The 25,930-nt window shown below is 72.7% G+C and carries 29 protein-coding genes and 2 pseudogenes; 12 read left to right on the top strand and 19 right to left on the bottom strand.

What is annotated here, in order from left to right; translation table 11 throughout:
* Positions 1-9 precede the first annotated feature (9 nt).
* Positions 10-1,617, top strand: a complete 1,608-nt coding sequence (locus tag ACZ597_RS17690; protein WP_471330553.1) for a TROVE domain-containing protein — start codon at positions 10-12, stop codon at positions 1,615-1,617.
* Positions 1,618-1,630: 13 nt separating this feature from the next.
* Here ACZ597_RS17690 and ACZ597_RS17685 read toward each other — a convergent pair whose 3' ends face one another.
* The 3 genes from ACZ597_RS17685 to ACZ597_RS17675 all read right to left on the bottom strand — a co-directional run bounded on the left by ACZ597_RS17685 (position 1,631) and on the right by ACZ597_RS17675 (position 2,693).
* Positions 1,631-1,897 (bottom strand): DUF6225 family protein, encoded by a 267-nt coding sequence (locus tag ACZ597_RS17685; RefSeq protein ID WP_125817431.1) that lies wholly within the window; start codon positions 1,895-1,897, stop codon positions 1,631-1,633.
* A 98-nt stretch (positions 1,898-1,995) separates the two neighbouring features.
* Entirely contained in the window at positions 1,996-2,532 is a 537-nt protein-coding gene (locus ACZ597_RS17680) for an NUDIX domain-containing protein (RefSeq protein ID WP_471330550.1), read from the bottom strand.
* The gene (locus tag ACZ597_RS17675) at positions 2,529-2,693 is read right to left on the bottom strand and encodes a hypothetical protein (RefSeq protein WP_471330548.1); all 165 of its coding nucleotides are present in this window, start codon (positions 2,691-2,693) and stop codon (positions 2,529-2,531) included. Before ACZ597_RS17675 ends, ACZ597_RS17680 begins: the two co-directional genes overlap by 4 nt.
* 295 nt (positions 2,694-2,988) lie before the next feature.
* Here ACZ597_RS17675 and ACZ597_RS17670 point away from each other — a divergent pair, with 295 nt between their 5' ends.
* Positions 2,989-3,249: a hypothetical protein gene (locus ACZ597_RS17670; RefSeq protein WP_471330545.1), complete on the top strand. Its 261-nt coding sequence runs from the start codon at positions 2,989-2,991 to the stop codon at positions 3,247-3,249.
* A gap of 34 nt (positions 3,250-3,283) precedes the next feature.
* On the opposite strand, the pseudogene ACZ597_RS17665 reads toward ACZ597_RS17670, so the two are convergent.
* Positions 3,284-4,047 (bottom strand): annotated as a pseudogene (locus ACZ597_RS17665) (aminoglycoside phosphotransferase family protein).
* Between the two features lie 247 nt (positions 4,048-4,294).
* Positions 4,295-4,501: a hypothetical protein gene (locus ACZ597_RS17660; protein ID WP_471330542.1), complete on the bottom strand. Its 207-nt coding sequence runs from the start codon at positions 4,499-4,501 to the stop codon at positions 4,295-4,297.
* 168 nt (positions 4,502-4,669) lie between these two features.
* Between ACZ597_RS17660 and ACZ597_RS17655 the strand changes: the two genes are divergently transcribed.
* On the top strand, positions 4,670-5,674 hold the full coding sequence (locus tag ACZ597_RS17655) for a LuxR C-terminal-related transcriptional regulator (RefSeq protein WP_471330539.1): 1,005 nt from the start codon (positions 4,670-4,672) through the stop codon (positions 5,672-5,674).
* Between the two features lie 117 nt (positions 5,675-5,791).
* Here ACZ597_RS17655 and ACZ597_RS17650 read toward each other — a convergent pair whose 3' ends face one another.
* Positions 5,792-6,571: an NAD(P)H-dependent oxidoreductase gene (locus tag ACZ597_RS17650; protein ID WP_471330536.1), complete on the bottom strand. Its 780-nt coding sequence runs from the start codon at positions 6,569-6,571 to the stop codon at positions 5,792-5,794.
* Positions 6,572-6,709: 138 nt separating this feature from the next.
* On the opposite strand from ACZ597_RS17650, the gene ACZ597_RS17645 reads away from it, so the two are divergent.
* Entirely contained in the window at positions 6,710-7,630 is a 921-nt protein-coding gene (locus tag ACZ597_RS17645) for a helix-turn-helix transcriptional regulator (protein WP_471330533.1), read from the top strand.
* Entirely contained in the window at positions 7,627-8,175 is a 549-nt protein-coding gene (locus tag ACZ597_RS17640; RefSeq protein ID WP_471330531.1) for a GNAT family N-acetyltransferase, read from the top strand. The genes ACZ597_RS17645 and ACZ597_RS17640 overlap by 4 nt, the downstream gene beginning before the upstream one ends.
* A gap of 234 nt (positions 8,176-8,409) precedes the next feature.
* On the opposite strand, the pseudogene ACZ597_RS17635 reads toward ACZ597_RS17640, so the two are convergent.
* Positions 8,410-8,592, bottom strand: a pseudogene (locus ACZ597_RS17635) (2-phosphosulfolactate phosphatase); the annotation flags it as partial.
* A 64-nt stretch (positions 8,593-8,656) separates the two neighbouring features.
* Complete coding sequence (locus ACZ597_RS17630) at positions 8,657-9,028, bottom strand: peptidase inhibitor family I36 protein (RefSeq protein ID WP_471330528.1); 372 nt, start codon at positions 9,026-9,028, stop codon at positions 8,657-8,659.
* A 392-nt stretch (positions 9,029-9,420) separates the two neighbouring features.
* On the opposite strand from ACZ597_RS17630, the gene ACZ597_RS17625 reads away from it, so the two are divergent.
* Positions 9,421-9,705 (top strand): hypothetical protein, encoded by a 285-nt coding sequence (locus ACZ597_RS17625; RefSeq protein WP_471330525.1) that lies wholly within the window; start codon positions 9,421-9,423, stop codon positions 9,703-9,705.
* Between the two features lie 168 nt (positions 9,706-9,873).
* Entirely contained in the window at positions 9,874-11,214 is a 1,341-nt protein-coding gene (locus ACZ597_RS17620) for an FAD-dependent oxidoreductase (protein ID WP_471330522.1), read from the top strand.
* A 31-nt stretch (positions 11,215-11,245) separates the two neighbouring features.
* Here ACZ597_RS17620 and ACZ597_RS17615 read toward each other — a convergent pair whose 3' ends face one another.
* From ACZ597_RS17615 to ACZ597_RS17585, 7 genes are all read right to left on the bottom strand, one after another.
* On the bottom strand, positions 11,246-12,460 hold the full coding sequence (locus ACZ597_RS17615) for a DUF6545 domain-containing protein (RefSeq protein WP_471330520.1): 1,215 nt from the start codon (positions 12,458-12,460) through the stop codon (positions 11,246-11,248).
* Complete coding sequence (locus ACZ597_RS17610; protein WP_471330517.1) at positions 12,453-13,028, bottom strand: ImmA/IrrE family metallo-endopeptidase; 576 nt, start codon at positions 13,026-13,028, stop codon at positions 12,453-12,455. The genes ACZ597_RS17615 and ACZ597_RS17610 overlap by 8 nt, the downstream gene beginning before the upstream one ends.
* Positions 13,029-13,228: 200 nt before the next feature.
* The gene (locus ACZ597_RS17605; RefSeq protein ID WP_471330515.1) at positions 13,229-13,834 is read right to left on the bottom strand and encodes a helix-turn-helix domain-containing protein; all 606 of its coding nucleotides are present in this window, start codon (positions 13,832-13,834) and stop codon (positions 13,229-13,231) included.
* Positions 13,835-14,272: 438 nt separating this feature from the next.
* Positions 14,273-14,950 carry a DUF5701 family protein gene (locus ACZ597_RS17600; protein WP_471331317.1) on the bottom strand — a complete coding sequence of 226 codons (678 nt, stop codon included), beginning with the start codon at positions 14,948-14,950 and terminating at the stop codon, positions 14,273-14,275.
* A gap of 48 nt (positions 14,951-14,998) precedes the next feature.
* On the bottom strand, positions 14,999-16,921 hold the full coding sequence (locus ACZ597_RS17595; RefSeq protein ID WP_471330513.1) for a M20/M25/M40 family metallo-hydrolase: 1,923 nt from the start codon (positions 16,919-16,921) through the stop codon (positions 14,999-15,001).
* Between the two features lie 180 nt (positions 16,922-17,101).
* A complete protein-coding gene (locus ACZ597_RS17590; RefSeq protein WP_471330511.1) occupies positions 17,102-17,503 on the bottom strand; it encodes a hypothetical protein in 402 nt (133 codons plus the stop codon).
* 143 nt (positions 17,504-17,646) lie between these two features.
* Positions 17,647-18,882 (bottom strand): MFS transporter, encoded by a 1,236-nt coding sequence (locus tag ACZ597_RS17585; RefSeq protein ID WP_471330509.1) that lies wholly within the window; start codon positions 18,880-18,882, stop codon positions 17,647-17,649.
* A gap of 172 nt (positions 18,883-19,054) precedes the next feature.
* Between ACZ597_RS17585 and ACZ597_RS17580 the strand changes: the two genes are divergently transcribed.
* Positions 19,055-19,567: a RidA family protein gene (locus tag ACZ597_RS17580; RefSeq protein WP_471330506.1), complete on the top strand. Its 513-nt coding sequence runs from the start codon at positions 19,055-19,057 to the stop codon at positions 19,565-19,567.
* A 75-nt stretch (positions 19,568-19,642) separates the two neighbouring features.
* Here ACZ597_RS17580 and ACZ597_RS17575 read toward each other — a convergent pair whose 3' ends face one another.
* The 3 genes from ACZ597_RS17575 to ACZ597_RS17565 form a co-directional block, all read right to left on the bottom strand.
* On the bottom strand, positions 19,643-20,185 hold the full coding sequence (locus ACZ597_RS17575) for a DapH/DapD/GlmU-related protein (protein ID WP_471330503.1): 543 nt from the start codon (positions 20,183-20,185) through the stop codon (positions 19,643-19,645).
* 43 nt (positions 20,186-20,228) lie between these two features.
* Positions 20,229-21,368 (bottom strand): hypothetical protein, encoded by a 1,140-nt coding sequence (locus ACZ597_RS17570; protein ID WP_471330500.1) that lies wholly within the window; start codon positions 21,366-21,368, stop codon positions 20,229-20,231.
* A gap of 211 nt (positions 21,369-21,579) precedes the next feature.
* On the bottom strand, positions 21,580-22,710 hold the full coding sequence (locus tag ACZ597_RS17565; protein WP_471330498.1) for an NADH:flavin oxidoreductase: 1,131 nt from the start codon (positions 22,708-22,710) through the stop codon (positions 21,580-21,582).
* Positions 22,711-22,897: 187 nt separating this feature from the next.
* On the opposite strand from ACZ597_RS17565, the gene ACZ597_RS17560 reads away from it, so the two are divergent.
* The gene (locus tag ACZ597_RS17560; RefSeq protein WP_471331315.1) at positions 22,898-23,329 is read left to right on the top strand and encodes a MarR family winged helix-turn-helix transcriptional regulator; all 432 of its coding nucleotides are present in this window, start codon (positions 22,898-22,900) and stop codon (positions 23,327-23,329) included.
* A gap of 170 nt (positions 23,330-23,499) precedes the next feature.
* Complete coding sequence (locus ACZ597_RS17555) at positions 23,500-23,961, top strand: DUF5990 family protein (RefSeq protein ID WP_471330495.1); 462 nt, start codon at positions 23,500-23,502, stop codon at positions 23,959-23,961.
* Between the two features lie 5 nt (positions 23,962-23,966).
* Here ACZ597_RS17555 and ACZ597_RS17550 read toward each other — a convergent pair whose 3' ends face one another.
* Positions 23,967-24,524 carry a DinB family protein gene (locus tag ACZ597_RS17550; protein WP_471330492.1) on the bottom strand — a complete coding sequence of 186 codons (558 nt, stop codon included), beginning with the start codon at positions 24,522-24,524 and terminating at the stop codon, positions 23,967-23,969.
* A gap of 291 nt (positions 24,525-24,815) precedes the next feature.
* On the opposite strand from ACZ597_RS17550, the gene ACZ597_RS17545 reads away from it, so the two are divergent.
* Both ACZ597_RS17545 and ACZ597_RS17540 read left to right on the top strand, forming a co-directional pair.
* Entirely contained in the window at positions 24,816-25,217 is a 402-nt protein-coding gene (locus tag ACZ597_RS17545) for a DUF4345 domain-containing protein (RefSeq protein WP_471331312.1), read from the top strand.
* A gap of 73 nt (positions 25,218-25,290) precedes the next feature.
* Positions 25,291-25,851, top strand: coding sequence for a DUF6817 domain-containing protein (locus tag ACZ597_RS17540; RefSeq protein WP_471330489.1), 561 nt, complete (start codon positions 25,291-25,293; stop codon positions 25,849-25,851).
* Positions 25,852-25,930: the final 79 nt, after the last annotated feature.

Here is a 25,930-nt window from a genome sequence, read left to right as displayed (position 1 = left end):
TGGTCCGAGATGCTCGTGGCCCCGCACATCGCGGCGGCCGCCCGCTCCCAGAGCCCACCCCTGCTCCACCACCGGCCCGCCAGAGCGGACCACCTCACCTACGAGGGCGGCCCGGCCTTCGTCCGGGAGCCCCGCGAAGAACTCTTCCTCCTCGCGGTCGGCAACTTCGTCTCGCAGCGGACCTTCTACGAGAGCGGCGAGGACCGGGACGCCCGGTACCTCCGTCTCGTCGGCGAACTCGCCGTCCAGGACCCCGAGTGGACGGCCGGCCTGCTGCGGTGGCTGCGCGGCGAGGGCAACATGCGTACGGCGTCCCTGGTGGGCGCCGCCGCGTACGTGAGTGCCCGGCTCGCGGCCGGGGCCGCCGCGGGCCCGTCCAACCGGTCCGTGATCGACTCGGTGCTCCAGCGGGCCGACGAGCCCGGCGAACTGCTCGCCCACTGGACCTCGGCCCACGGGCGGAACGTGCCGCAGCCCGTGAAGCGCGGCATCGCCGACGCCGTACGCCGGCTGTACACCTCCCGGTCCCTGCTGAAGTACGACACCGCCTCGAAGGCCTTCCGCTTCGGCGACGTGCTCAACCTGGTCCACGCCTCGCCCGACCCGGCGAAACCCTGGCAGGGCGCGCTCTTCCGGTACGCCCTGGACCGCCGCCACCACCCGGAGCAGGCAGTTCCGCCGGCCTCCGACCAACTGCTGGCCGCACACCGGGAGCTGATGGGGGCTCCGGCGGACGAGCGGCGCGCGATGGTGACCGGGCCGGGCGGCTCCGAGCGGCTGGCCTCGGCCGGCATGACGTGGGAGGCCCTGGCGGGCTGGCTGCACGGACCGATGGACGCCGCCGTCTGGGAGGCCGTGATCCCGGCGATGGGCCCGATGGCGCTGCTGCGGAACCTGCGGAACTTCGACGGGGCGGGGGTCTGCGACGAGGTCGCGGACCGGGTCGCGGCCCGCCTCTCGGACCCGGCCGAGGTCGCCCGGTCCCGCCAGTTCCCCTTCCGCTACCTGGCCGCTCACCAGCACGCGCCCTCGCCGCGCTGGGCGGGCGCGCTGGAACGGGCGCTGGGCCACTCCCTGTCCAACGTACCGTCCCTGCCCGGCCGGACCCTGATCCTGGTCGACCGGTCCGGCTCGATGTTCTGGGACGCCGTCTCGGAGCGGTCCAAGCTGACCCGGGCCGACGCCGCGGCCGTGTTCGGCGCCGCGCTGGCGATGCGGGCCGAGCGCGCCGACCTGGTGGAGTTCGGCTCGAGCAGCCGGGAGGTGCCGTTCGTGCGGGACGAACCGGTACTTCAGGTGCTGAAACGGTTCCACAGCCTCGGCGGCACGCAGACCACCCAGGCGGTGCGGACCCACTACCGGGGACACGACCGGGTCCTGATCGTCACCGATGAGCAGGCCGCGCCCCACGGCCCCACAGGACCGGCGGATCCGGTCCCGGCCGAGGTCCCCGTCTACACGTGGAACCTCGCGGGATACCGGCCGGCCCACGGCCCCGCGGGCCCCCACCGCTACACCTTCGGCGGCCTCACGGACGCCGCCTTCCGCATGGTCGGCCTCATCGAAGCCGGCCGCGGGTCCGCATGGCCGTGGAGCACCGGGCCCGTTGCTCCTTAGGCGCGGGCCGGCGTCACTCCATGTCCAGGTAGTACAGCCCGGCCTTGGCGTCGGCGAAGAGGGTGAACTCGACCTGGGGCGTCCCGGGATCCTCGCCGTCGCCGGGGTCGACCTCCACGGGTTCGGCGCCCACGAGCACGAACTCGTCGTACTCGTCGAAGTCGCCGGGCGTACCGGCGACGCCGATGCTGATGGGGGCGTCGTCGGGCACATCGGCCAGGGCGGAGCGCAGCTGCCTGGCGGTCCAGACCGCGGGAGCGTGATCGAACGTGTCTGCCATGCGCCGAGGGTAGTGACGGCTCCTCCCACGTTGGAACGTGCCACGCCGAACGCCCCGTGACGATGTCCGGGGCCGGGGCCCCGAAGTACCCGTCCCGGTCAGATCCACTCGTAGTCGGAGTCGTCCACAGGGGGGAGCAGGGACGATCCGCTGCCGTCGCCTCCGGCGAGCCCGAGATCGGCGAGGGGCACCGGCGGGAAGAGGGGGAGGCCCCGGGTCTGCTCCAGGGGCAGCCAGACGACCTCCCCGCGGCCGACCGCGTCGTCATCCTCGAACGCCCTCAGCTTCGGCCGGACTCCCGGATCCAGGCGGACCTGGTAGACGAGGTGGAGCTTGCGCGGGGGCGTGGAGCCGGGCCGGCTCACCATGGCGTCCAGCAGCCACATGAAGCGCGGCGCCTCCGCGAGGTCCTCCCGACCCAGGCCGAGCTCCTCCTGGAGCTCGCGCCGCAGGGCGTCGGACAGGGGCTCGGCGGGTTCCACGTTGCCGCCCGGCAGGGAGTAGTGGGCCGTCCCCCGGCCGTTCGTCCGCCGGATCAGCGCCACGTCCCGCCCGTCCAGGACCAGGCCCGCGACACGGATCTTGATCTGGTGGAACGCGGCCGGATCACGGTCGTTCCCCGCGGCGCCCGTCACAGCCCGGCCCCCAGGGCGTCAGTTCCGGGCGCCGGCGCGGCGACGGCGACGGGGGCGGCGGGTGAGGCGACGGCGGTCTCAGGGGCGGGCGCGGCCACGGGCGCGGCGATCGCGGCGGCGATGGCCAGGACGGCGACGGCGCGCAGGGTCCACTTCAGCACGATGGGCTCCGATCCGGATGTGTGACGGTGACGGTGACGGTATGCGAACGCCTTGATCGTCGCCCGCGACCAGGGCGCGGGGGATCCTCCGCAGGTCGCGGCCGTCTCCCCCGCACGGGGGAGGCGGGAGGACGTCCGGCGCCGCGCCCCCCGCCCCCGGCCGATAGATTGTCCGAGGTCCGCGAAGGCCGGGCCGGAGCGGTGCCGAGGAGGGCGGACGCGTGCTGGGTGAACGGCTCGACCCGGACCGGGGAAAGGGCTCCGCCGAGCTGAACGAACCGCGGAGCAGGCGCCGATGACCGGTCAGCCGTACGCGGTCCGGCTGTCCCCGCATGCCGCGAAGGTGCTCACGGCCCTGCCCGGACACGCCGAGGACACGGCCTGGGACATCATGGACGCCGCGTCCGCCGGACCGTGGGGTTTCCACCAGTGGGACACGGGCGACCCCGAGGGCGAGGACGTGCGCATCGCGTCCGTCGGCGCGTTGTCCGTCATCTACTGGATCAACCGGCCGCTGCGCCGCCTGTCGGTCCTGGACATCGTCTGGCTCGGATGACGCTCCACCGGCCCCTCCCGCCCCGGCGGCTCCACTACGGCCGCCTCTCCGGAACCGGCCGGAGCCCGGGCCAGCGGGCGAGCATGCGGCGGCGCATGGCGGTGCCGAGGCCGCCCAAGCCGCTGAGCGAAGGGTGGCCGGCCGCCATCTCGCCGACGACACCGAGCCGGTGGACGAGCCGCTGCCGGGCCGTCGCGGTGCCCCACGCCCAGTCCCGGCGCGGAATCCGGGCCAGGTGATCGGCGCTCTCCCGGCGCGCCCGCTCGACCAGCCCGTCGCCGCGCAGCAGCCAGCCGGCGCACGCGTCAGTGAGGCCATGGCCGTGGAGTTCACCGGATACGTGGGGCGGTACGGGGACTTCCAGAGCCATGGCCAGCCGCAGGAAGGCATCGGCGTCCGCCCGGCTCGGGCCCCGCCACCGGGGAAGCGCCCCGACGTCCTCGGGGCGGGCGGTCGCGTGCAGCCGCGCCAGCGCGCCCGCGTAGCCGACGATCCAGTCATCGGCCGGGGGCCTGTGCTCCAGGTGCTCCAGCACCAGGACCCGTTCGCCGGGATCGGTGGCAGCAGTGCGGGTACCACGGGGGTGTCCCCCCGGGCGGCCAGCCGGAGGGCGGTCACCTCACGGCTGTAGCGCTCGTCGGCGTCAGGCCCGTCGACGACCTGCTTCACCACCGCCGTCGCGTCCGGCAACTCGACGCGCCACACGCGCGAGCGAGGGCTGCTGCCCAGCCTGCGGGAGCGTCCGGGTGTCCCCAGCTCGGCCCGTAACCCGTTCCCGAACGGCAGTCGTGACCACATGCGCCCATCCTTCCACCGCGCAGGACGAGCGCGTGGTCATTCGTCGGCCCGATGCGGCGTGAGCTCCCGGACTTGCGGTTCCGCATACCCCGCGCGGCGCCGTCGGCCCGCGGACGTTCCTTGACGGTCCGCCACGAGGACGGGGCGCATGACTCTCCTCGTGGCGGACCGACCCCGGAAACGGCGTCGCACCCGGCGGAGCGGGGTTACCGCTGTACCGGGTGCTGTGCGCCGCAGCGCGGGAGGATCATCCCCAGTCGGAGTCCGGCGGCTGGATCAGTGAACGGGCGGACACGACGGGGACGTCGGCCTGCTGCTCCACCTCTCCCTGGGCTGCGATTCCCCAATTGGTGCCGGCCGGCCCACTGGCCGCCGCGACACCACTGAGTCCGGTGACCGCGAGGATCGCGAGCAGCACGGCGGTGATGGTTGACCGGATGTTGATCGATATCAAGGCGTTCCTCCCTTGGCGGGCCCGGCCCCCGCGGACGATGCGGGCAGCGGGGCCTTCTGCGCGCCACGGGCCCTGTGGCACGGGATCAAGCCTGTACCGGGACAGGGGCGCGATCAACCTTCGCGATACTGCGTCCACCCGCAGTTCAGGAAGAGGAAGACAGATCTGATGACGGAACGGGAAATATCCGCCGCCCCCGACACCTCCCGGCTGACCGCAGGGGAACTGCGCACCTACCGCAGGGCCCTGCAGGGCGAGCAACTGCCCGACGAGGAGCCGGGCCTCGCCTCGCTCCTCGCGCGGGACATCCTCTTCCCCAACACCCACGAACCCGGTACGTACGTCCCCGCCCCGTCCCGCTACCTGGAGACCCAGCTCATCGACGCCGTCCTCAGGGCGCTCACCGGCGTCACCGCGGCCCTGGCCGCCGTCCCCGCGCACGTACGCGAGCTCGAAGCCGAGCAGCAGCGGTACCACCACACCCCGGGCCCGGTCGGGACGCTCCTGCTCCGCACCGTGCCGGAGGTCAACGCGGAGACGATACGCACCATCCAGTCCGCCGAGTCCGAGATCCTCACCGCACAGCCCGGCCACCGGAAACCGCAGGTCCTCAAGGGGGCGCTGCCGCGGGACCTGCAAGCGGCCCGGCGCGGCGTGACCGTTCGGACGATCTACCGGACCAACGGCCGGACCAACCCGACGCAGCGGGACTGGGTCGCCACCATGACGCGGGCCGGCGCCCAGGTCCGCACCCTCGGCGAAGACTTCCTGCGGTTAATCATCGTGGACCGCAAGCACGCCTTCTTCGAGGTCTACGGCGACGACGGCACCGTCCAGCACGCGGCCGCCTGGTACACCCAGGACCGCGGCGTGTGCGCCGTGCTCGCCGCGCACTTCTGGCAGCAGTGGGAGCGGGCCGACCCGTGGCTGCCGGGCGGGGCCGAGGGCGGTGCGGGGAAGGGCGACGACGACACCACGACCTCGAAGCTCCAGCGGACGATCGTACGGGGCATCGTGGCCGGCAGGAGCCACCGGCAGATCGGGGAGAACCTCGGGCTGAGCGAGCGCACCGTGACGGCCCAGGTCTCGAAGCTGCGCGAGGCGCTGGGCCTGGAAACGGTGCCCCAGCTGACGTTCTGGTGGGCGACGTCCCCGGAGCGACTGCTCCCGTAAGGGGGCACGCCGGGGGCCGCCCATTCCGGCCGGCAGCCGAGTGGGAACCCCCTCGCACGGCGAGTTCAAGCCAAAACACCCTGGAGACGGGTACGGGGAGACACCGCCCCGAGCCCGTCAGCCGCGTACGTGCAGCCCGAAACCCGTGCGGCCCGCGGGCTCCAGACCCTCCTTCAGGTGCAGCGAGGGGATCCCGTAGTCGCCGAAGTTCTGCCGCCGGAAGGCGATCGGCTCGGTGGACTCCAGGGTGAGCAGGCGCTCCTCCCAGGCCTCGGCGGCCTCCGCGTACTCCTCGTCGTCCATCCGGTCGGTGCCGTGCAGCACGAACGGCGGCAGGACCTCGATGCCCGGGTAGTAGAGGATGCCGTGGTGGATCGGGAACAGCAGGTCCTCGATGGGACCGTTGATGCCCCGGGCCGCGTAATGCGACTCCGGGCCGCCGACGGTCACCGACAGCAGCGCCCTGCGGCCCGCGAGGGTGCCCTCGCCGAAACGCTCGCCGTACTTGGTGTCACTGTGCTCGCCGACCCCGTACGCGAAGCGGTACGTGAACACCCGGTCCACCCAGCCCTTGAGGATCGCGGGCATCGAGTACCACCACAGCGGGAACTGGAAGATGACCGTGTCCGCCCACAGCAGCTTCTCCTGCTCGGCGAGGACGTCCGGGGTGAGCGTCCCCGCCTTGAAGGCCCGGCCCGAGTCCAGGGCCACCTTCAGCGGACTGGAGGCGTCGGGGCCGTAGTCCGAGGCGTCCACGACCGCCTTCCAGCCCATCGCGTACAGATCGCTCACCCGCACCTCGTGACCGGCGCCCTCCAACGTGGACACCGCGAGGTCCTTCAACGAGCCGTTGAGGGACCTCGGCTCCGGGTGGGCGTGGACGATGAGCGTCTTCATGGGAACTCCTTCGGTTCGGATGCCCCCATCCTGGGCGCCGCGGCGCACGGCGTTCAGGGATGCTCCTTCCATCGGACCGGCCGTCCTGGGAACGCCAGTACCACCCTCACGAGAGTGGCCGAGGCCATACTGGAACGCATGGACGATCTTGCGGGCTTCCTGCGGACCCGGCGTTCCCGGGTCGAACCGGCCGCCGTCGGCATACCCACCGACAGCCGCCGCCGGGTCGAAGGGCTGCGCCGCGAAGAGGTGGCACACCTGTCCGGGGTGAGCGTCGACTACTACGTACGCCTGGAGCAGGGCCGTGCGACCCAGCCCTCCGAGCAGGTGCTCGACGCGCTGGCCCGCGTCCTCGGCCTCGACGACACCGAACGCGGACACCTCCACCGGCTCGCCCGGCAGCGCCGGCGGCGCGCCAAGGCGCCGGGCGGGCGGGTCCGGCCGGAGCTGCTGCGCGTCCTCGGCCTCGTCGCCGACGCACCCGCGCTGATCATGGACCACCGGCTGGACGTGCTCGCCGGGAACCGCCTCGCCGGGCTCCTCTTCGGCCGGCCCCTGCCGGGCCTGAACACGGCCCGGCACATCTTCCTGGAGGAGGCCGAGCGCGGCCTCTACGCGGACTGGGAGCAGTGCACCCTCGACGTGGTCGGGCACCTGCGCCTGGCCGCGGGCCAACACCCCGGGGACCCCCGCCTGGCGTCCCTCATCGGCGAACTGGCCATGGGCAGCGACCGCTTCCGCCGCCTCTGGGCCCGCGCGGACGTGCGCGCCCGCACCCACGGGCGCAAGGTCTACCGGCACCCGCTGGTCGGACTGCTGGAACTGCACCAGGAGAACTTCGCGCTGCCGGACGAGTCGGGCATGGAACTGCTGGTCCTGTCCGCCGCCCCGAACACCCCGGCGGAAGACGGCCTGCGCCTGCTCGCGGGCCTGGACACGACCGGCGCCGACCCGCACCCCGCTGTCATTCCGGACCCGGGAAAAATGGGCGTGCGGCCGGGAGCCGTGCCGGATATCTTGCCTCGTCCTGAACAGGCCCCGGGAGGTCCCACATCATGAGCAGTGCCACGTCGTCGTCCTTGCCCGAGCGGATCGAGCTGTCGGGGGAGGGGCTCGTCCTGCGCGACTGGACGGAGGCGGACCTGGCCGCGATGCCGGAGCTGTTCGACCACCCCGACATCGCGTACTGGACACCGATCGTGTCGCCCTTCGACGAGGCGGCCGCCCACGCACGGCTGGCCCGGGACCGGCAGCTGCGGCAGGAGGGCATGACCATCCTCCTCGCCATCACCGTCGACGGCGGTGCACCGCTCGGCGAGATCATGCTGCGGCGCGCCCCCGAGGGCATGGAGATCGGCTACGCGGTCGGGCCCGCGCACCGCGGCCGGGGTCTGGCGGCACGGGCGGTGCGGGTGATGGCCGCGTACGCGTTCGAGCAGATGGGTGCGGAACAGGTAATCCTGGAACTGGAGGCCGAGAACGCCGCCAGTGTCGCCGTGGCGGAGAAGGCGGGCTTCACACTGCTCGACGTGCCGCTGATCACGGGTGAGGAGAAGGGCCGGCCGTTCGTCCTGCAGACGTGGGGCCTGAACCGCCCCGCGTGATCGGGCGCCGGCGGCGGGCCCGGAGGGCCGGCCGCCCGCCCGAGGTGTGCCCTGCGCGGAATCGCGCCACCATGGCCGGGACGGCAGAGCCGGGAGGCGACGGACGTGGACGAATCGCGCAGGGCCTGGATCATGCTCGGCGGCGTGATCGCCGTCGTGCTCCTGAACCTCGTCGCCATCATCCTGATGAACACCCTCGGACGCTGAGCCGGGGGAGTCCCGGGCCCGAGCAGGTCACGCCGCGTCGCGCCCGGTCGTGTCCTGGCGGTCTTCCGCGCCGTCCGGAAGCGAGGGCACGGCGAACGGGCGCACGACCATGTGCGAGTCCTCCAGCGCCGCCAGCATGGCGAAGGAGAACCGGTCGAGCTCCAGGCAGAGCGCGACGTCCTCAGGATGGGAGCCCTGGCGTACGCCCTCCGGGCCATGTACTGGGCCGGTTCGGGATCCCGGCATTTCGGAATCCTTGAGCGCCCGGAATCGACTACTGCTTCTTGAAGGACCGGATCTGGTAGTTGCCCATCAGATTTCCGCCCGCGCCGCCCGGAGTGGATCCCACGCGCGCGTTGTAATTGGTCTGGGTGTAGTACTGGACCCGGTTGTTCTTTCCGTTCCACACGGAGCGGACATTGGCCCCGCGCTGGATGAAGCCGCAGTTGTCCGCCGTGTTCGCCTTCTGGGCTTCGGGCCACTCGCAGCGTTCGCCGCCGCCGTTCCAGTCGCTGTAGATGCAGAAGTTCCCGGAGTTGCAGGGGTACGCCGCGGGCTGGCTCCCGGTGGCGGCGGCGAAGGGCGCCGCGGCCAGGGCGAGGGCGAGGGACAGGCCGGCGGCGGCTAAGGAACTCACTCGGCGCATAACAGAAGTACCCCTTTTGGAAATCGTGGCCGGGGCAGTGCCCCGGAGAAATAGCGGGGACGTACGGAGTGGCCCGGAAAAAATGGCTCATCCATCCCGGACCTCACCAAGCATGGAGTGCCCGCCTGGGCCCGGCGAGGCCTTTTCGCGTCAGCCGATGGCGGGATATCCGACTGCGCGGTCTCATGCCTCCGCGCGCCGCGGCTGCGACCTGGCCGCGCTTCGGCGCGGCCCCCGCGGGCACGGCACGCGGTCGGAACGGCGCCGGCCTGGCCCGGGCCGGTGAACCTGTACGTCGGATGGCGGCGGGGCGGGGCGACAGGAGTGGCAGTCGGCCCGGCCGCACCGGAGGCTCGTGGCGGGGGACGATCGCGAGGGAAGGAGAACGGCCGATGCCGCGAGCCGAAGAGGACGAGGAAGGCCTCACCGCACGTCCCGCCGGTACGGCGGCCCGGAGCCGGAGCCGGAGCCGCGGCACGGCCGGGTACCTGAAGGCCGCGATCACGCGAACCAACCTGCTTCCCGCGTTCCTGGTCCTCACCGTGATGATGGTCGCCCTGTGGCTCACGGGCATGCCGTTCCTGCAGGCCCTGACGATCGCCACCGGAGTGAAGATCGCCCTGGCCCTCCTCGAACTCCGCCGGTCGCCCGATCCCTCCGGGAGCCCCGGGGGCTGAAGCGCACGCCGCCCACCGCGCCCCCGCCCACGGCCGGCCCCTCCGCACCAACGGGGCGGATCCCACCCCGCGTTGGTGGCCAAGCGGAACGGCCTTAGATTGGCCCGGAGTCCTTCTGCGCGGGTCGCCGGGCGGGAAGGCCGGCCGAGGAGGAGGGGGAGCAAGCACGTGCAACACGTAGTGGTCCTGGGCGGAAGCATCGCGGGGCTCGCCGCGACGCGCGCCCTGCGCAGCCGGGGAATGAAGGTCACCATCGTCGAGCCCGACGGACTCGACGTGAGGGGGGCGCGGGCCGGTGTGCCGCAGGGCGGGCAGCTCCACGCGCTGCTCGACATGGGCCGGACACAGGCGGAACGCTGGTTTCCCGGTCTGTCGAAGGACCTGGTGGCAGACGGCGCGGTCCTGGTGTCGGGCAGCGAGGTCCAGCTCTTCACGAACGGCACGCGCAAGGTGAGCGTTCCCGGCAACGCCCTGATCGGTGTGAGCCGCACCCTCCTCGAAGACCACATCCGCCGACGGACCGTCCTGGACGGCGGCACCCGCGTGATGGTGGGCAGGGCGTGCGGCCTGGACATCCGGAACGGACGCGTGGCGGCCGTCCGCGTACGCACCGCAGACCCGGCCGGGGTGCGCGTGGTGCCCGCCGACGCGGTCGTCGACGCCACGGGCCGGTCGAGCCGGCTGACGTCCTGGCTGAGGGAACACGGTTGGCCGGAACCGCCCGTCGACCGCATGCGGATCGACCTGGGCTACGCCACGGCCCGCTTCCGCCGCGGCGGGGAACTGCCCGGGGTGGGCGTCGCGCACCAGCTGCCCACCGCTGCCGTCGGCGCCGCGGAGCAGCCCGATACGGGGGCCATGGCCGCGGTGGAGGGCGGTGAGTGGATGGCGGTGATCGTCGCCTACGCCGAGAAGCGCCCTTCCCGCGACCCCGCGGAGTTCCTGCGGCGGATGAGGGAGATGGAGGCGGCTCCGTTCGGGGTCGTGGCCGAGCGGTGCGCGATGATCGGCGGGGTCGAGACGTACGGCATGGCGCATTCGCTGCGGCGCAACTGGTGGGCGCTGGACCGTCTGCCGGGCGGCCTGTTCGTGGCGGGTGACGCGGTGGCGTCCTTCAACCCCGTGTACGGGCAGGGGATGACCAGTGCCTTCCTGCACGCCTCCTGCCTGGCCGCCCACCTGAGCAAGGGTGGGGACCTCCACGCGCCGGCCCGTGCCTACTTCCGCCACGTCAGGGTCGTCGTGGACGCGGCATGGGAGGTCTCGACCCTCTCCGACCTGGCGCAGCCGCACGTCACGGGCCCCTATCCGCGCGGCTACCGGGTCGCCGCGAAGATGGCGGACTGGATGGCCCGGGCCTCCACGACGGACACGTGGGTGAACGAGAGGTTCCTCGACGTCGTCAACATGCGGCGGCGGCCGGCGGACCTGCGGACGCCGGAGTTCTGGTGGCGCGTCGCGATGGCGATGCGGGCACAGCGGGCACAGCGGGCACAGCGGGGACGGTGAGGGCCACGGCCGCCGGGCGCCCGGACACGGCCTAGTCGGCGACCAGCCGCCCGTCCGTGTCCACCCCCGCCGCGCTCAGGACGTCGGGGTGTTCGAGATGACGGGCCATGCGGACCAGGTGGGCGCGCTGGGCGGCCGGCTCCAGTGCGGAGCCCGGCAGAGGGCGGCCCCTCTCGCTCACGGGGCCGGCCCCGCTCTCGGCGAGCGCCACCGCGCGCAGGAGGACCGCGGCCGCCGCGGCGGCGTGCTCCTCGTCCTGCGACCAGCCCGCACCCGGGGCGGCCCGGCGGACGCGGTCCACGGGGGCGTCGCTGAAGTACGGGTACAGGCTGCGGATCCCGCTGAGGATGTCGGCCATGCGCGTCACCAGGTGCCAGTCCCGTACGTAGACGAGGCCGAGCTGCGTGACCCGGTTGGGCTCGGTCAGCGCGATCCGGGGGTCGGGGCGGCGCGTCAGCTGCCACAGGGGGGCCAGGGCCAGGTAGTCGCGGCGGTCCTTGCGCCACGTGGCTATCGCGGCCCCGGAGAAGCCCCAGTTGATGATGATCGCCCCGATGGTGCCGGAGACCGGCCCGAGGCTGTGCAGGGGGTCGAGGCCGCTCCAGCCGAAGGCGCCGGCCAGGGTGGCCGGTCCGACGCACGCCACGTATCCGGCGATGAACCAGGTGGCGACGGCGATGTGCTGGAGGGCCCGGCGCAGCCGCGGATCGTCCTGGGCGGAGAGGGCGTTGCGGCGGAACCGCAGGGCGGTGGAGACCGAGGCGTAGCCGAGGCCCAGCTGGAACGCGCCCAGCATGACCAGGGCGCCGGGGTCCCGGCCGTAGGCGATGTTGAAGTCCAGCGGGTGCGGCGCGTCGTCGAGTCCGCCGGCGAGGAACCCGGCGGCCATGGCCGTGGAGACGAGGGCGTAGACGCAGAGCGGGAACGCCAGCACGCTCCGCCCAGAGGCCGGTTCGGCGAGGGGCCGCCACACCAGCGACATGACGTGCGTGTGGGCGAAGAAGCCGAGGATGCAGAAGAACACCAGCAGCTCGGCGAGGTTCTGCGAGCCGGTGAGCCCGGCGATGCCGCGGTAGACCACGGGTGTGGCGAACACGAACGCGCCCACCCCGACCGCGGAGCACACGGCGATCAGCCGCAGGGCCGGGGAGCGCTCCCGCTGCCACGCGACGAACTTCGCCAGGGTGGTGCAGGACGCGATCGCGGCGACGATGAGGTAGACGACGTCCGCAGTGTCTTCAGACACCGGTCCCCCTGTGGCGCAGGGCAGAGCTCGCCGAGGTCGTCGAGTTGCCGCCGGTATTGGTGATCATGCTGACGATGAGACGTCCCAGCGTCTCGGCTTCCCGCTCGGGCGGACTCTGGCCGTGGGAATGCGCGGGTCCGTCACCGTCGAAGTACGTACGGGCCAGCATCATGCGGGCCACCTTGGGGTTGAGCGCGGGCGCCAGGCTGGCGAGCAGCTCGTCCTGGAGGTCGTGTCCCGCGGTCTCCGGATCGTGCCCGAGGAAGGCGTGGGCCAGTTCGTGAGCGACCACGAAGTTCTGCAGGATGCTCGGAGAGTCCTTGTCGACCACGACGATCAGTTCGCCGGGCCCTTGCAGGAGCCCCCCTGTGAGGGGGTACTTCAACGGCAGGTGGAGGATCCGGATCGGCATCCCGCAGTGGTCGGACACGGCCGAGACGACCGCGTCGATGGTCGGATGCGCGGGCAGCCCCAGTTGGGAGCAGAAGGTGTTGCGCAACCTGCGAAGGGTGCGGATCTCCCGGACCGTCTCCACGACGATCCCGACGGCTGCCCTGATTCCCGCCACGACCTCTCCTCCTACAAGACCTGCGACAGGACGCCTACTTCGTCCGGTCCACCGGTCTGCCGCGTCACTCGTGGGCGGCGCCGCATCCACGGACCGTTCACCGTGGTCCCACGGCAGCGTAAAGGAGCGAGCCCCGAATGGCTGCCCGCAGGGTTCCGCGCCGGGGGCGCCCCCGCCCGGCGGCAGGTCGAAGTCGCAGCTCAGGTCCGTGATCGGGGCGTACCCGCGGGAGCGGAGCCGGGCAGGGTGCCGAGATAGCGGCTGAGCACTGCCGGAGCGCCGACTTCCCTGAGCAGCGCGACCAGTTCCACCTGGCTCTTCGTCTCCCGCACCAGGTCGTCGTCGTCGGGGAGCAGGAAGAACCGCGGTCCCGCCTCGATGCCGAAGTGCCGAGCCAGGGCCTCCAGGGGGTCGTCCGTGAAGAAGGACGGATCCACCCCGAAGATCTTGCAGAGCAGCTTGGTGGACTCCAGGCTCGGCTTGCTCTTGTCGTCCAGCAGGTTGTAGAGCCAGGTCCGGGACTTTCCGCACGCCTTCGCCACGTCCGTGATCGTGTGCGGCTTGCCCTCGGCGGTCATCCGGGTCTTCAGCAGGTGTTCGAGCCGGCCGATGAACGGGTCGTCGTCCACGCCCTCCGTGAGGGGATCGCCCGCCCGAAGACGCTGGAGGAGGCCGACCGGCACACCCGTGGCGAGGCTGACGGCGTCCTGCGACTGCGGGCCGCCGCCCCTCGGGAAGATGTGCGCGAACAGGAAGTCGAGACGTGCTGAGATCAGCGACGCCCGTTCGTCCCCCGTGCCGCTCATCGGTCTCTTTCCTGCTGGTCGGATCGGCTGCCGGCACGGGCGCGCTGGGCGGCCGGGACGGCGAGTGCGCCACGATCATCGCCGCTTTCGCCTTGACTGGGAAGGGTCTAAAGCCCTCCTCGCTGACACGGGCTCACCAGCGCCCGCTTGCGGCGCGGAGCGGCGGACAAGATCCGGCGGCAGCCCGCGAGTTGACGTATGTGAAAACTATTGTTGACACCTGAGGGATGGTGGAGCAGGATCTTGCCATGCCGCCAATGGGGCTGCCCCTCGCACTCGCGACGGACCTCCCGTATGGCTGTATGCGCCGCCCGAAGGCAGCGATCTCCACGGGGGAGGGTTCGCAACTTTGGTACTGGGCAGCACAATCGCAGCCCAGCCGACGCCCGAGGGCGGCGCACGGCATGCTTCGCGCGGGCTACCGCGATCCCACACCCCTTACGCCGCCGGCCGCGTGACACTCGCGGCCTGGAGCCGGCGGCCGGCGGCGGAGGCGAAGCCGAGCCAGGTGTGCCGGTTGTTCCACCAACACCAGCCGACCTTGGGCGCGTTGCGCCGCGCGAGGCCGTCCCGTCCGGTGCCGTTGCTGATCCAGATGGCCGGAGTACGGGCGTCCGGCGTGCCGTTGGCCTTGAGCAGCCGCGACCCGATGGTCATGAAGCAGTGGTTGCGGTCGAGCACGGAGGGCTGCTGGAGGATCCAGTGGATGCCTTCGGTCAGCACGAGCGGGGTGCGGCCCTCCTCGGCGAGGGCGGGAAGTGCCTCGTCCGGACTCCAGTTGGCCATGCGGTCGCCGCGGTCGGGACCGGCGACGAGGTAGAGGGGCGCATCGGGCAGCTCGACCTGATGGGGCGCGAACCGGTCGACGTCGTGCATGTCGGCGACGACGAAGCCGGACTTCCCCTCGCGGCGGAGCAGCGGTGCGAGGACGGAGGCGGGGGCCCGTTCGGGGTGGACGGCGAGCAGCACACCGTCGCCGCCCCCGCTCGCGAAGGCCCGAAATTCGGCGGCGGAGATCCCGGCGAGCCCGGGCACCCCGAGCTCGATCAGGCGCTCGGCCTGGACGGCGAGCGGCGGAAGCGCGGTCACGGAATCACCGGAACCGGTATCGGACAGGGGCACGGAAACGTCCTCCCGGCCGGCATTCGGACCCCGACCGGCCACCTACAGCCCCGCGAACGCCAGAGCGGTCGCGGTGACCGATCCGGCGACCGTCGCCGCGAAAGCGGTGTCGTGGTCCTGGTCGACGAGCGTGTCCCCCGGGGTGTGGTACTGCCGGGTGCCGGTTCCGGGCGCGCCGTCGGAGGTGGAGAAGAGGTCCTCGGACACCGCGACGGCCGCCCATCCCCGCTCGTGGAAGCTCGCGTGGTCGCTGCGTCCCACCGCCGGATCGCCGGGGCCGGTGAGGTGCTGGACCGTCACCGAGGGGTCGAAGGCCGGAAGGGTGCGGGCGACGAGACCGCCGAGCGCGTCGGAAGCCTCCACGACCGGGCCCGGTACGGCCGACCCCGCGTGGATCTCGACCTTGGGCGTGCTGCCCTGCTGCAGTCCCGCGATCATGTCCATCTGGAACACCCCGGCGATCCGGTCGCCCTCCGCGGCGGCGGCCCGTGCGTAGAACTTGCTGCCCACGAGGCCCTGTTCCTCGGCGTTGAAGAGCACGAAGCGCACGCTGCGGCTCGGCCGCCTGCCGTCCGCGAGCAGGGCTGCCAGACATTCGGCCGCGGCCATGACCCCCGCCGTCCCGCTCGCGTCGTCATCGGCCCCCGGCGCCGGGTCCACCGCCGGGTCGTAGGGCCGGGGTGCGCCGTCGGCGTCCACGAAGTCACCGCCGGACGCGGTCGAATCCAGGTGGGCCGTGATGAGCACGGCGGAGTCCGCCCCGGCGACCCGGTGCTCGGCCTCCAGGTTGAACAGCCGTCGCCCCCGCCACCGGAACGGGTGCTTTCGCACGCGCAGCCCGAGCTCCAGGAACCGGCCGGCCAGCGCCTCGACGACCAGCGCGTTGTCCTCGGCGGCGGCGTCCCTGCTGCGGACCGTCAGCGGCTCGCCCTCCACCAGCGGCTCCACCCCGGAGATGCGCGCCACATGGCCCCGCAGGGCCTCGGCGGTCACCGTCGCCCGCACCGCGGCGAGCACCTCGGGAGACGGGAGGCCGTTGCCGGACGCCGCGCCGGCCGGGCCCGAGCGCGGGGACCCGGCCGCCTCGCCGGGCCGCGAGAGGAGGGCCGGGTCCGGCAGCAGGCATTCCGTGTCCCCGGGCCTGGCTCCCGGCCGGTGCACCTCCTCGACCCGCGCACCGGCGGGCACGGCGAGGTACACGCCGCCCGGTGCGGGTCCGAGCAGGACGGCCGGCGGGGCACCCATCCCGGCCAGGGCGTCGGCGATGAAGCCGTACACGGCCTCGGCGCGGCGTGCCACCCCGGCCGCCGGCTCCGCGGCGCCGGCGGGGCCCTCGTCGCGGATCAGGAAGGCCGACCTGTCGTCCACCGGATCCCGCAGGTCCACCGAGAACCCGGCGCGTTCGAGCGCCTCGGCGCCGAGCGCGCTCGCCATGACGAGCACGAGCCGCTCCGAAGCCACGTGCACCGGAACGACCTCGGTCGTCTCCGCCACCGCGGCCAGCTCCGGCAGGCCCGTGCCGTCCGGCAGGCCGATCCGCGCGAAGAACACGGGACGGTCCTCCATCGCGGCGAGGGCGAACACCGGATGCGGCGCCGTACCCATTCCGGCCTCCCGCGCGAACGCCCTCTCCTGGGCGTCCTCGCCGACGAACACGCAGTCGTCGGCCGCTGCGCCCCCGGCGCTCGCGACCGCCAGGTCGAAGAGCCCTCGGCTGTCCTTCACGCCCCAGTGCACGAGCCCCGCGTCCGTGAAACGGCCGGGAAACGCCTCGGCGAGGGCCGCCGCCGCCCGCTCGGCGGCGCCTTCGCCCGGTCCGGGGTTGGAGATGATGCCCTTGGGTACGCCGGGCAGGGCATCGAGGACGGCGAGCACCCGGGGCCGGGGCCGCAGCGTCAACGAGCCGTCGGGCTCCATGCGGGCATCGGCCAGAGTGGCCCCGATGTCGAAGAAGAGAACGGACATGTCAAGCGCCTCCGAAGTGTGCGGGTTCCCTCCCCCTGCTCTGCCCGCGCCCCGCCCGCCCACTGCGCATGACGCTCCGCCCCTACCCGATCGGCGTAGAGATCCGGAGCCGCGGCCGCCGACGCGGGAGGGCCGCCCGCGTCTCCGGCGGGCGGCCCTCCCCGGGCTCCTGGCGGTACGTCAGTCGACCTTGTGCCAGTGGGTGACCTGCACCGCTCCGTCCTGCGCGCCGATGTTCGCGTACATCGCGAGGTGTTCCGGAGCGAGGAAGGTGTCCTTCTTCTGCTGGAAGAACTCCTCGTTGTACCAGGCCACGTCGAAGATGACCTTGCCGCCGCCCTGGCCGTTGCGTTCCACCCAGGTCCGCTGCCAGTCGTAGGGGCCGTCCGACTGCTCGGCGAGGCGCTCGTCGGAGGCCCGTAACGCCTGGACGCAGCGCTCCAGCGCCTCGTCGGAGCCGAGGTCGATCTCGCAGTGGGACTGGGCGACGATGGTGCGCCCGCCCCGGCGTCCGGGCGCGGAGTCGCCCAGGAGCACCAGTTCTCGGATTACGGGATTGCCGGGAAGGATCGTGCTGGACATGGATTTCCCCCTCTGACGGGTGGCAGGTCCTGCCTGGCACCCTCTGAGATCAGAGACACGACGTACTCGACCATTCCTGGTCGAATTCCGACGCTAGGGACGGCTCTCCGGCCCGTCAACGCGCAGGAGCGCAAACCGGCCACCTACTCCGGCGCGGGATCGGCCTCCTGCTCCGGATCCCGGGACGGCTCCGGGCCGGCCGCGTCCGCGCGGCTGCGCAGGAGCACCGGACTGCCCGCCAGGGTGGCGAGCAGCGTCCCCGCGCCCGCCAGTTCCAGCGCCCCGGCCCCGCCGAGCAGCGTCGTGGCCGGCCCGCCGACGGCGGTCCCCAGCAGGTTGGCCCCGTTCAGCGTCGCCCCCGAGGTGGCGAAGGCCCGGCCCCGTACCTGCTCGGGGACCCGGGCGTGGATGAGGTTGCGGATCGCCAGCCCCTGGAGGGAGTTGGCGATGCCGGTCAGGACGAAGGACACCAGCGTGAGGGCGAAGACCGGCACGGCGGCGCCGACCGCGAGCGCGGTCCCCATCAGGACCCCGGCCCCGACCAGGACCCGGGGCTGCCACTCCAGGGGGACCCGCGGAGCGATCAGCGTGGAGGAGGCCAGCATCCCGACGGTGTGCGCGCTGACCAGGAAGCCGTACCCGGTACCGGACACGTCCAGGTCGTCCCGGATGAAGAAGACCCGGGCCACGCTCAGCACGGCGGTGAACACGATCGCCGACGCCAGCGCGAGGATCGCGGTGCGCAGCAGCCGGTCCCCGCCCAGCACCCGCACCCCCTCGCGGACCTGCGCCGGCCAGCGCCCTCCCGCCCCCTCCACGGGCTCGCGCCGGACGCCCAGGCAGGACAGCACCACGGCCAGGCCGACGAAGGTGGCCGTGTTCGCCACCAGGGCGACCCGTACGTCGAACGCGGCGATCAGGGAACCTGCCAGCGCCGGCCCGGCCACGTTGCCGGCGGACCGGAAGGCATCGAGCCGGGCGTAGCCGCGGGCGGTGTCGTCGGCGCCGACGATCCGGGGGACCAGCAGCAGCAGCGCCGGGGACGCCAGGGCCAGCCCTGCCCCGAGCAGGACCAGCAGTACGAGGGTGACGGCCAGGTCGGTCACGAACACGAGCCCCGCGCTGACCAGAGCCTGCAGAGCCGTCACCGCGACGACCAGCCGGCCGCTCTCGATCCGGTCGACCAGCGGAGCGGCCAGCGGCCCGACCACGACCAGCGGCAGCACGCCGGCGATGACCAGGGCCGAGACGGCGGCGCCCGAATGCCCCTGGTCGTGCAGCCGGAGGGTCAGGGAGACGATCGCCATCTGGTCCCCCATGGAGGACAGGCCGTACGCGGCCGCCACCACGGTCAGGACAACACCACGTTTTCCGAGCATCCGCAGATGCTGCCAGCCCGGCTGCGACCCCGGCGGCCGAAGGCACCGGATCAAGCCAGGCCCGGCCGCCACAGCGGTGTGCCGTCCACTCGATTCCCGTTCGAGGAGTTCTCCTTCCCGGCCTGACAGCGTCAGGGCTCCGGGCTCCACCGGGGACGAAAGGACAAGAGGAATGACCAAGTCAAGGCGCAGGTTCGGCATTGGCGCCGTGGTGGCCGCGATCGTGGCCACCACCATCACCTTCACGGGACCGCAGCAGGGTGCCAGCGCGCATGACCAGGCACGCCGAGGCTGGGACCACTTCACGTTCGGAGTGCCGTGGGAGGAGTCCTACGGGTACTCGCAGGGCATCAGAGCCGGGGACGAGATCTACATCTCGGGGCAGGTCTCGCACGACGCGGCCGGGAACTTCGTGGGCGCCGGCGACTTCGAGAAGCAGGTCCGCACGTCGTTCGAGAACCTGGACAAGGTCCTCGCGCACTACAAGGTGCCGCGCAGCCAGATCATCAGCATCAAGATCTTCACCAAGGACCTGCGCCAGAACTTCGACACGGCGGCCCGCCTGCACAAGGAGTACGTCGGCAAGCACCGCACGACGGACACCATCGTCGGCGTCTCCGAGCTGTCCGTTCCCGAGCAGCTGGTGGAGATCGAGGCCATCGTCAAGGTCTCGCCGCGCTCCTGACCGAGCAGGCCGCGCGGCCACCACCGCGCGGCCACTCGGCACGCCGCCGCCCCCGGGCCCGGGCCCGGGAAGCCGTCACCACTGACGCTGCACGGTGGCCTTCGGGCCGGTCACCAGGCTTGCCGGCGGAACGTCGTCGGCCACGACCGCGCCGGCGGCGATCACCGCGTCACGGCCAATGCTGACGCCGGGCAGGATCGTGGCACCGGCGCCGATCCACACGTTCTCCGCGACGTCGATGGGCGCGCCGGTGAGGTACAGCCGCCGCTCCTCGGGATCGACCGGGTGGCCGCTGGTGATGAACGTGACCTTCGGGCCGACCATCACGCGCTCGCCGAGCCGGATCCCGGCGTAGTCCAGGAACGTGCAGTTCTGGTTGATGAACACGCGCTCGGCGAGCTCGAGGCGCAGACCGTGGTCCGTGTAGAAGGGCGGATGGATCGTGACTCTCGGCGGCAGCGGCTTGCCGAGGATCTGTGCGAACAGCTCGGCCTTGGCCCCTTCGTCCTCGAAGGGCAGGACGTTCAGGCGCGAGGTGAGTTCGGTGACCCGCAGGACCCTTTCCGCCATGGCCTGGAATTCGGCACTGTGGATGCGCATGAGTCGGTCACCGGTCATGCCTCGATTCTTCCCCGCACACGGCTGACCGGACAAGATCCGGTCAGGAGAAGTGGCGGACGAAGACGTCCGACTTGCCGTTGGTGTCGCCGGGCACGATGTCGTCGGCCGTGGACTGGAAGACCACGTCGCGCCCTCCGGCGCTGACCGAGTCCGTCCCGGCCGAGGCCGGCTGGTCCGATACGACCTGGTCCGTTCCGGTCTCCAGGTCGCGCAGGACCAGCGACGGTCCGCTCGTACCGTGCGGGGCGTACAGCAGATGGCGGCCGGTGGGATCGATGGCCACGCCCCGCACGTTCGGTACGAGCCGGCTGGTGCCCGAGCGCAGGTCGTGGACGTAGGTGTCGGCGCCCGAGAGGTAGACGACCGTGCTGCCGTCGTCGCTGAGCTGGAGGATCGCCGCCCCCGCGGACGGGCCCTCGACCGGTCCGGAGCTGGTGCCGGTGGTCCGGTCCCAGACGAAGACGTCCTGCGCCTGCCCGTCCTGGTAGGCGACGTAGCGGCCGTCGCCGCTCATGGACGGCCGGGACGGGGAGGTGTGTTCGAAGGCGGCGACGGTCACCTTGGCGCCGGTGTTCCAGTCGTGGACCTCGACGCGCTGGCGGTTGCTCGGCGACGGCTTCCTGATGAGGACGGCGAGGGCCGTGTAGCGGCCGTCCGCACCCAATGACGGCTGGTCGCAGCTGTAGGCCGAGCAGTTGGCGGAGGCCGTCCCGCCCGTGCTCACTTGGTACTGGCGGACGCGTACGTCGTTGAACCACTGCAGGGGATAGGCGACGTACCCCCCGTCGCCGCTGATCACCGGGGCCTGGAGCGGTGTGTAGTCCCCGAACCGCTTGGCCCGCCCCGTCTGCAGGTCGCGGACGAACACCCTGTCGCCGCCCGTCGAGCTGTCCGGCGTGAGGTTCCTCGCCGACGACGCGAAGACGACGTGGCGGCCGTCGGGCGTGATCGAGGCCCCGGTGGAGTTGCCGTCGCCCTGGGAGCCGTCGGCCGCGACACTGATCCTCTCGACACCGACACCGACACCGACACCGACACCGACACCGGCCGGGCCCGCCGCCCCCGCGGGCCCGGCCCAGGCGGCTCCGGGCAGCACCGCCGTGACCGCGCAGGCCGCGACCGCCGCGCTCAGGGCGGCCCGTACGCGTCTGGTGGTGATCCGGTTCCTGTTTCCCCTCATCATTCCCCCCAAGCAGGACAAAGCCGCTCCTCCGGCTGCCTGCCGGAGGACCAGAGCATGCAACCGCGACGGTGCGGTGGGGTCAATGCGGCACATGCCCGAGAGGTGTGGTTTCGGCCATGGATGAGCGAGTCGGGGGCTGACCGGACCGCGAACGCCCCGCGAGGCCGGCGGACCGGCGTCGCGGGGCGATGCGGGACAGGCCGTGCGGCTACCGGCTGAGCGAACCGAGCGAAGCCGCGTCGTACGGCTTCAGCTCGTCGAAGCGGTCGCCGAGGACCTTCGCCGCCCACTGCGGGTCCTGGAGCAGGGCCCGGCCGACGGCGACCATGTCGAACTCGTCGCGTTCCATGCGGTCCAGGAGGTTGTCGATGTCGCCGAGCGCCGCACCCTCGCCCGCGAAGGAGCGGATGAAGTCGCCGTCGAGGCCCACCGAGCCGACGGTGATGGCCGGCCGGCCGGTGAGCTTCTTGGTCCAGCCCGCGAGGTTCAGGTCCGAACCCTCGAACTCCGGGAGCCAGTAGCGCCGGGTGGAGGCGTGGAAGACGTCGACGCCCGCCGCCGCCAGCGGGGCGAGGATCGCCTCCAGCTCCTCCGGGGTCTGCGCGAGCCGGCCGTCGTAGGCCTCCTGCTTCCACTGCGAGTAACGGAAGATCACCGGGAACTCGGCCGAGACGCGCTCACGGACCGCGGCCACGACCTCCGCGGCGAACTTCGTACGGGCCACCGCGTCACCGCCGTAGGCGTCGGTGCGGCGGTTGGTGCGCTCCCACAGGAACTGGTCGATCAGGTAGCCGTGGGCGCCGTGCAGTTCGACGCCGTCGAAGCCGATCCGCTCGGCCTCCGCGGCGGCGTCGGCGAACGCGCCGATGACGTCGTCGAGGTCGGCGGCGGTCATCGCCTTGCCGGTCCCCTCGGTGCCGTCGACGCGGATGCCGGAGGGGCCGACGGCGGGCGCGTCGGCGTACGGCGCGTCGCCCTGCTTGCGCACCATGCCTATGTGCCACAGCTGGGGGACGATCGTGCCACCCGCCTCGTGCACGGCCGCGGCGACCTTCGCCCACCCCGCCAGCTGCTCCTCGCCGTGGAACCGGGGCACGCGGTCGCTCTGCCCGGCGGACTCGTGGCCGACGTAGGTGCCCTCGGTGATGATCAGGCCCACACCCGCGGCGGCCCGGCTGGCGTAGTACGCCTGCACGTCCTCGCCGGGCACGCCGCCGGGGGAGAACATCCGCGTCATCGGAGCCATCGCGATGCGGTTGGGGACGGTCAGGCCGTTCAGCGTGACGGGCCGGGAGAGGATCTCGGCCGCGCGGGAGGCGGTGGACGTGGTGGTGGTCATGCGGGTCCTCCGGGTTGAGGCTGTGGCTCGTCGGACGGCAACGAGAAATGCATGATACACACGATATGTAGCATGCATATTGCACCTGGACCGTAGCCTGCCCGCCCGTACGGGATCATCGGTCGGCGATAATGGAGCGCCGGAAGGAGTGGGAGGCGCAGTGCTGGAGAAACTGGAGCGGGAGCTGATGCTGCTCTCGCGGCACCAGGTGCTCGCCCGGCGCGAGCGCGACCCCGAGCGGCTGGAGCGGTCGGCGTACCTGCTGCTCAGCCGGATCGACACCCAGGGCCCCATGTCCATAGGGCAGCTGGCGGAGGCCTTCGGGCTCGACACCTCGACCGTGAACCGTCAGACGGCCGCACTGCTGCGCTGCGGACTCGCCGAGCGCGTCGCCGACCCGGACGGCGGCATGGCCCGCAAGCTGCGCATCACCGCAGAGGGCGGGCGCCGGCTCGCCGGGGACCGCGAGGTCAACCGCTCCTGCCTGGCCCGGGTCGTCGCGGACTGGACCCCTGAGGAGGTACGGGAGCTGGAGGACGTCCTGGTCCGGCTCAACCGCAGCGCCGAGGCCCTCGAAGGACGGTACTGGCCGCGCGCGGAGAACGACGACACCTGCTAGCCGCTCGTGAGGCGGCGGTCGGCCTCCCCGTTGACCTGGTCCCTGCCGCCCCGTGGACCAGCCACCGGACGGCGAGCGCGAGGCCGGCGGCATCGCCTGGTGCAGCTCGATTGTGCGGCGCCGGGCGGGCTCTGCCATGGCCGTCGCGGGCCGGATGGCAGAGTGGCCCCATGCAGATCCGGATCGAGGGATTCAACCTGCCGGGCCGCACCTGCCCGCCAGGCCCCGGCTTCCCCGGCTACGACGACATCCACGTCGCCGTCCAGCCGCGCGCCCGGGACGCGCAGCCCCTGGCCCCCCATCCCGGCGACGCCGGCGCGGCGGTCTGGACGCTGGACTGCACCGCGCGCCGGGGCCCCGCGGGCATCGACCTGACGGGCCCGTGGATCCAGGGCCGTCCCGGACAGCGGTTCGTCTACCTCTCGTGGAGCGGGATCGACGACGCCGGTGTCCGCACGATGTTCCGCCGGGCGAAGCTCATGCTCGACGCCGTCGACCCGTCGACGGCCGGCGAAGCCGCGGACGCCGGCCTGTTGACCGCCCGCCTCGCCCTGACCGACGCCCACGGCAGACCCCTGTGCGCCGCCGTCCGCCCACCGGCCGTCACCTGGTCCGCCGGACCCGCCGCCTGACGGCCTCAGGGCCGGTGGGCGTACAGGTCCCGGAGCAGGCAGACCTCCGCCGCGTGGTGGATCACCTCGCGGTTGACGTGCAGTACGAGCGTCGCCATCGGCTCCTGCGCGTACGGGCCCTCGGCGGCGCCGCACGGCCGCGCCAGACCCTCCGCGCCCAGACCGCGCACGCCGGACACCCACCGCGCGTACGCGGCGTCGAGCCGCTCCAGCGCTCCTGCCGCGGTGCCCGGATACGCGTACGCCATGTAGTCGGCGGGCGGCCCGCCGAAGTGTGCCGCGCTGCGCGCGCCCAGCACGCCGACGAGCAGGTGCCCGAGGCGCCAGGCGACCGTCGTGACGGGCGCGGGAACCGGCTCCGGGTAGGCCCAGTCGATGGTGAAGCCACCGGAACCGCCCTGCACGGCGGCCGTGCCGCTGCCGCGCGGCCGCACGGACCAGCAGCCGGGTACGGGCTCCCAGAAGTACTCGTCGTCGGTGAGGCCGTCCAGCCGCGCGCGCAGCTGGTGCTGCCAGTGCCAGTCGAGCTGGTCGGCGAGGAGCGTGTTCCAGTCCAGTCCCACGGGCCCCACGCTAGCTGCCCGCGCCCGCGCCGGCCCCGTGCGACGGCCAGTCGGGGCCGGGTCTTCGGTGAGCAGGGGGCGGAGGGCTCCGATGGCCGCGCCGACGCGGACGTCGCGCAGGCGGGTGCGCGTACAGGTCTCGTGGGTGAGCCAGTCGACGCAGAGGACCTGGACGAAGACCAGCCAGCTCTTCAGGACGCCGGACACGGCCTCGCGCGCGCTCTCGTCCGCGAGGGGGAGCACGGCCGGCAGCCGCGCCCGGAGTGCGTCCGGTTCGTTCGTCCCAGGACTCTGCGCGCACTCGCACACGTGATGGGCTGGTCCTGTGTGGCGATCGTCCTGCTCCACGCGGCCCTCGGCAACGCGGCGATCCCCGGCGCCGGTTCCGCCGGTGCGACGGTCGACAGCTGGGGCCGGTTCACGGGGGCGAGCTCCACCGGCTACGGCCCGGCCTGGCTCTGGGCCGCACGGCAGAGCCCGATCCCGGCTCGGCCGGTGCGGTGGCTGACCGGGGTCTTCCTGCTGGGCGGTGTGGTCCGGCTGCTCCCGCTCGCCGTGGCCGGCCCGCCGCACGGGTTCCAGATCGCCCTCGCCGCGATCGAGCTCGGCCTTCCGCCGCTCCTGTTCTGGCTGGCCGACGCAGAGGAGCGGACTGCGCGCAGCGACACGGAGGGCGTGCCCGCCGGGCGGTGACCGCACCCGGGCCCCGGTGTCCGGATGCCGGTCCCGGCGGACGCCCGCGCGGGGACCCCGCCATGATGTGCGCATGATGCACAGCGACGACAAGCACACCGACTCACCCGCGATCGCCCTGCTCAAGGAGCTGGGAGCCGGTACCGCCAAGCACTCCGGCGGTACGCTCCTGACCCACCTGCTGCGCGTCGAGGCGCTGCTCGCCGCGTGGGGCGCACGGCCCGTCCTGCAGGAGGCGGCCCTGTGCCACGCCTTCTACGGCACGGACGGGCTGCCCCTGAGCCTCCTGGAACTCTCCGAGCGCGCCCGCCTCGCGGAGGCGATCGGGACGGAGGCGGAAGAGCTCGTGTACTTCTACGCCAGCTGCGACCGCAAGGCCTCCTACCCCACCCTCGCCGCCCCGGACGGGGCACCGGTGACCTTCCGGGACCGCTTCACCGGCGAGGAGTCCGCCCCGTCCCTGCGCCGGCGCCGCGACTTCGCCGAGCTCACGGTCGCCAACGAACTGGACCTGGCCAAGGTGAACGCGTCCTTCCGCGAGCGCAACGGGGCGGACCTGCTCGAACTCTTCACGCGCTGGACGCCGCTCCTTTCGGAGGCGGCCCGTCGAGAAGTGAGCGAGGTCCTCGGCTGAACCGTGCGGGCGGGCGGGTTGGCACCGCGGGGCGTCCGCGTGAACTCCTCTCCCAGGACGGGAAGGCGCCAGGGCGTGC

Source organism: Streptomyces sp. NPDC040718, assembly GCF_055593565.1.
Note: the sequence above shows the minus strand (reverse complement) of the source record. Positions and strands in the feature narration are given on the sequence as shown.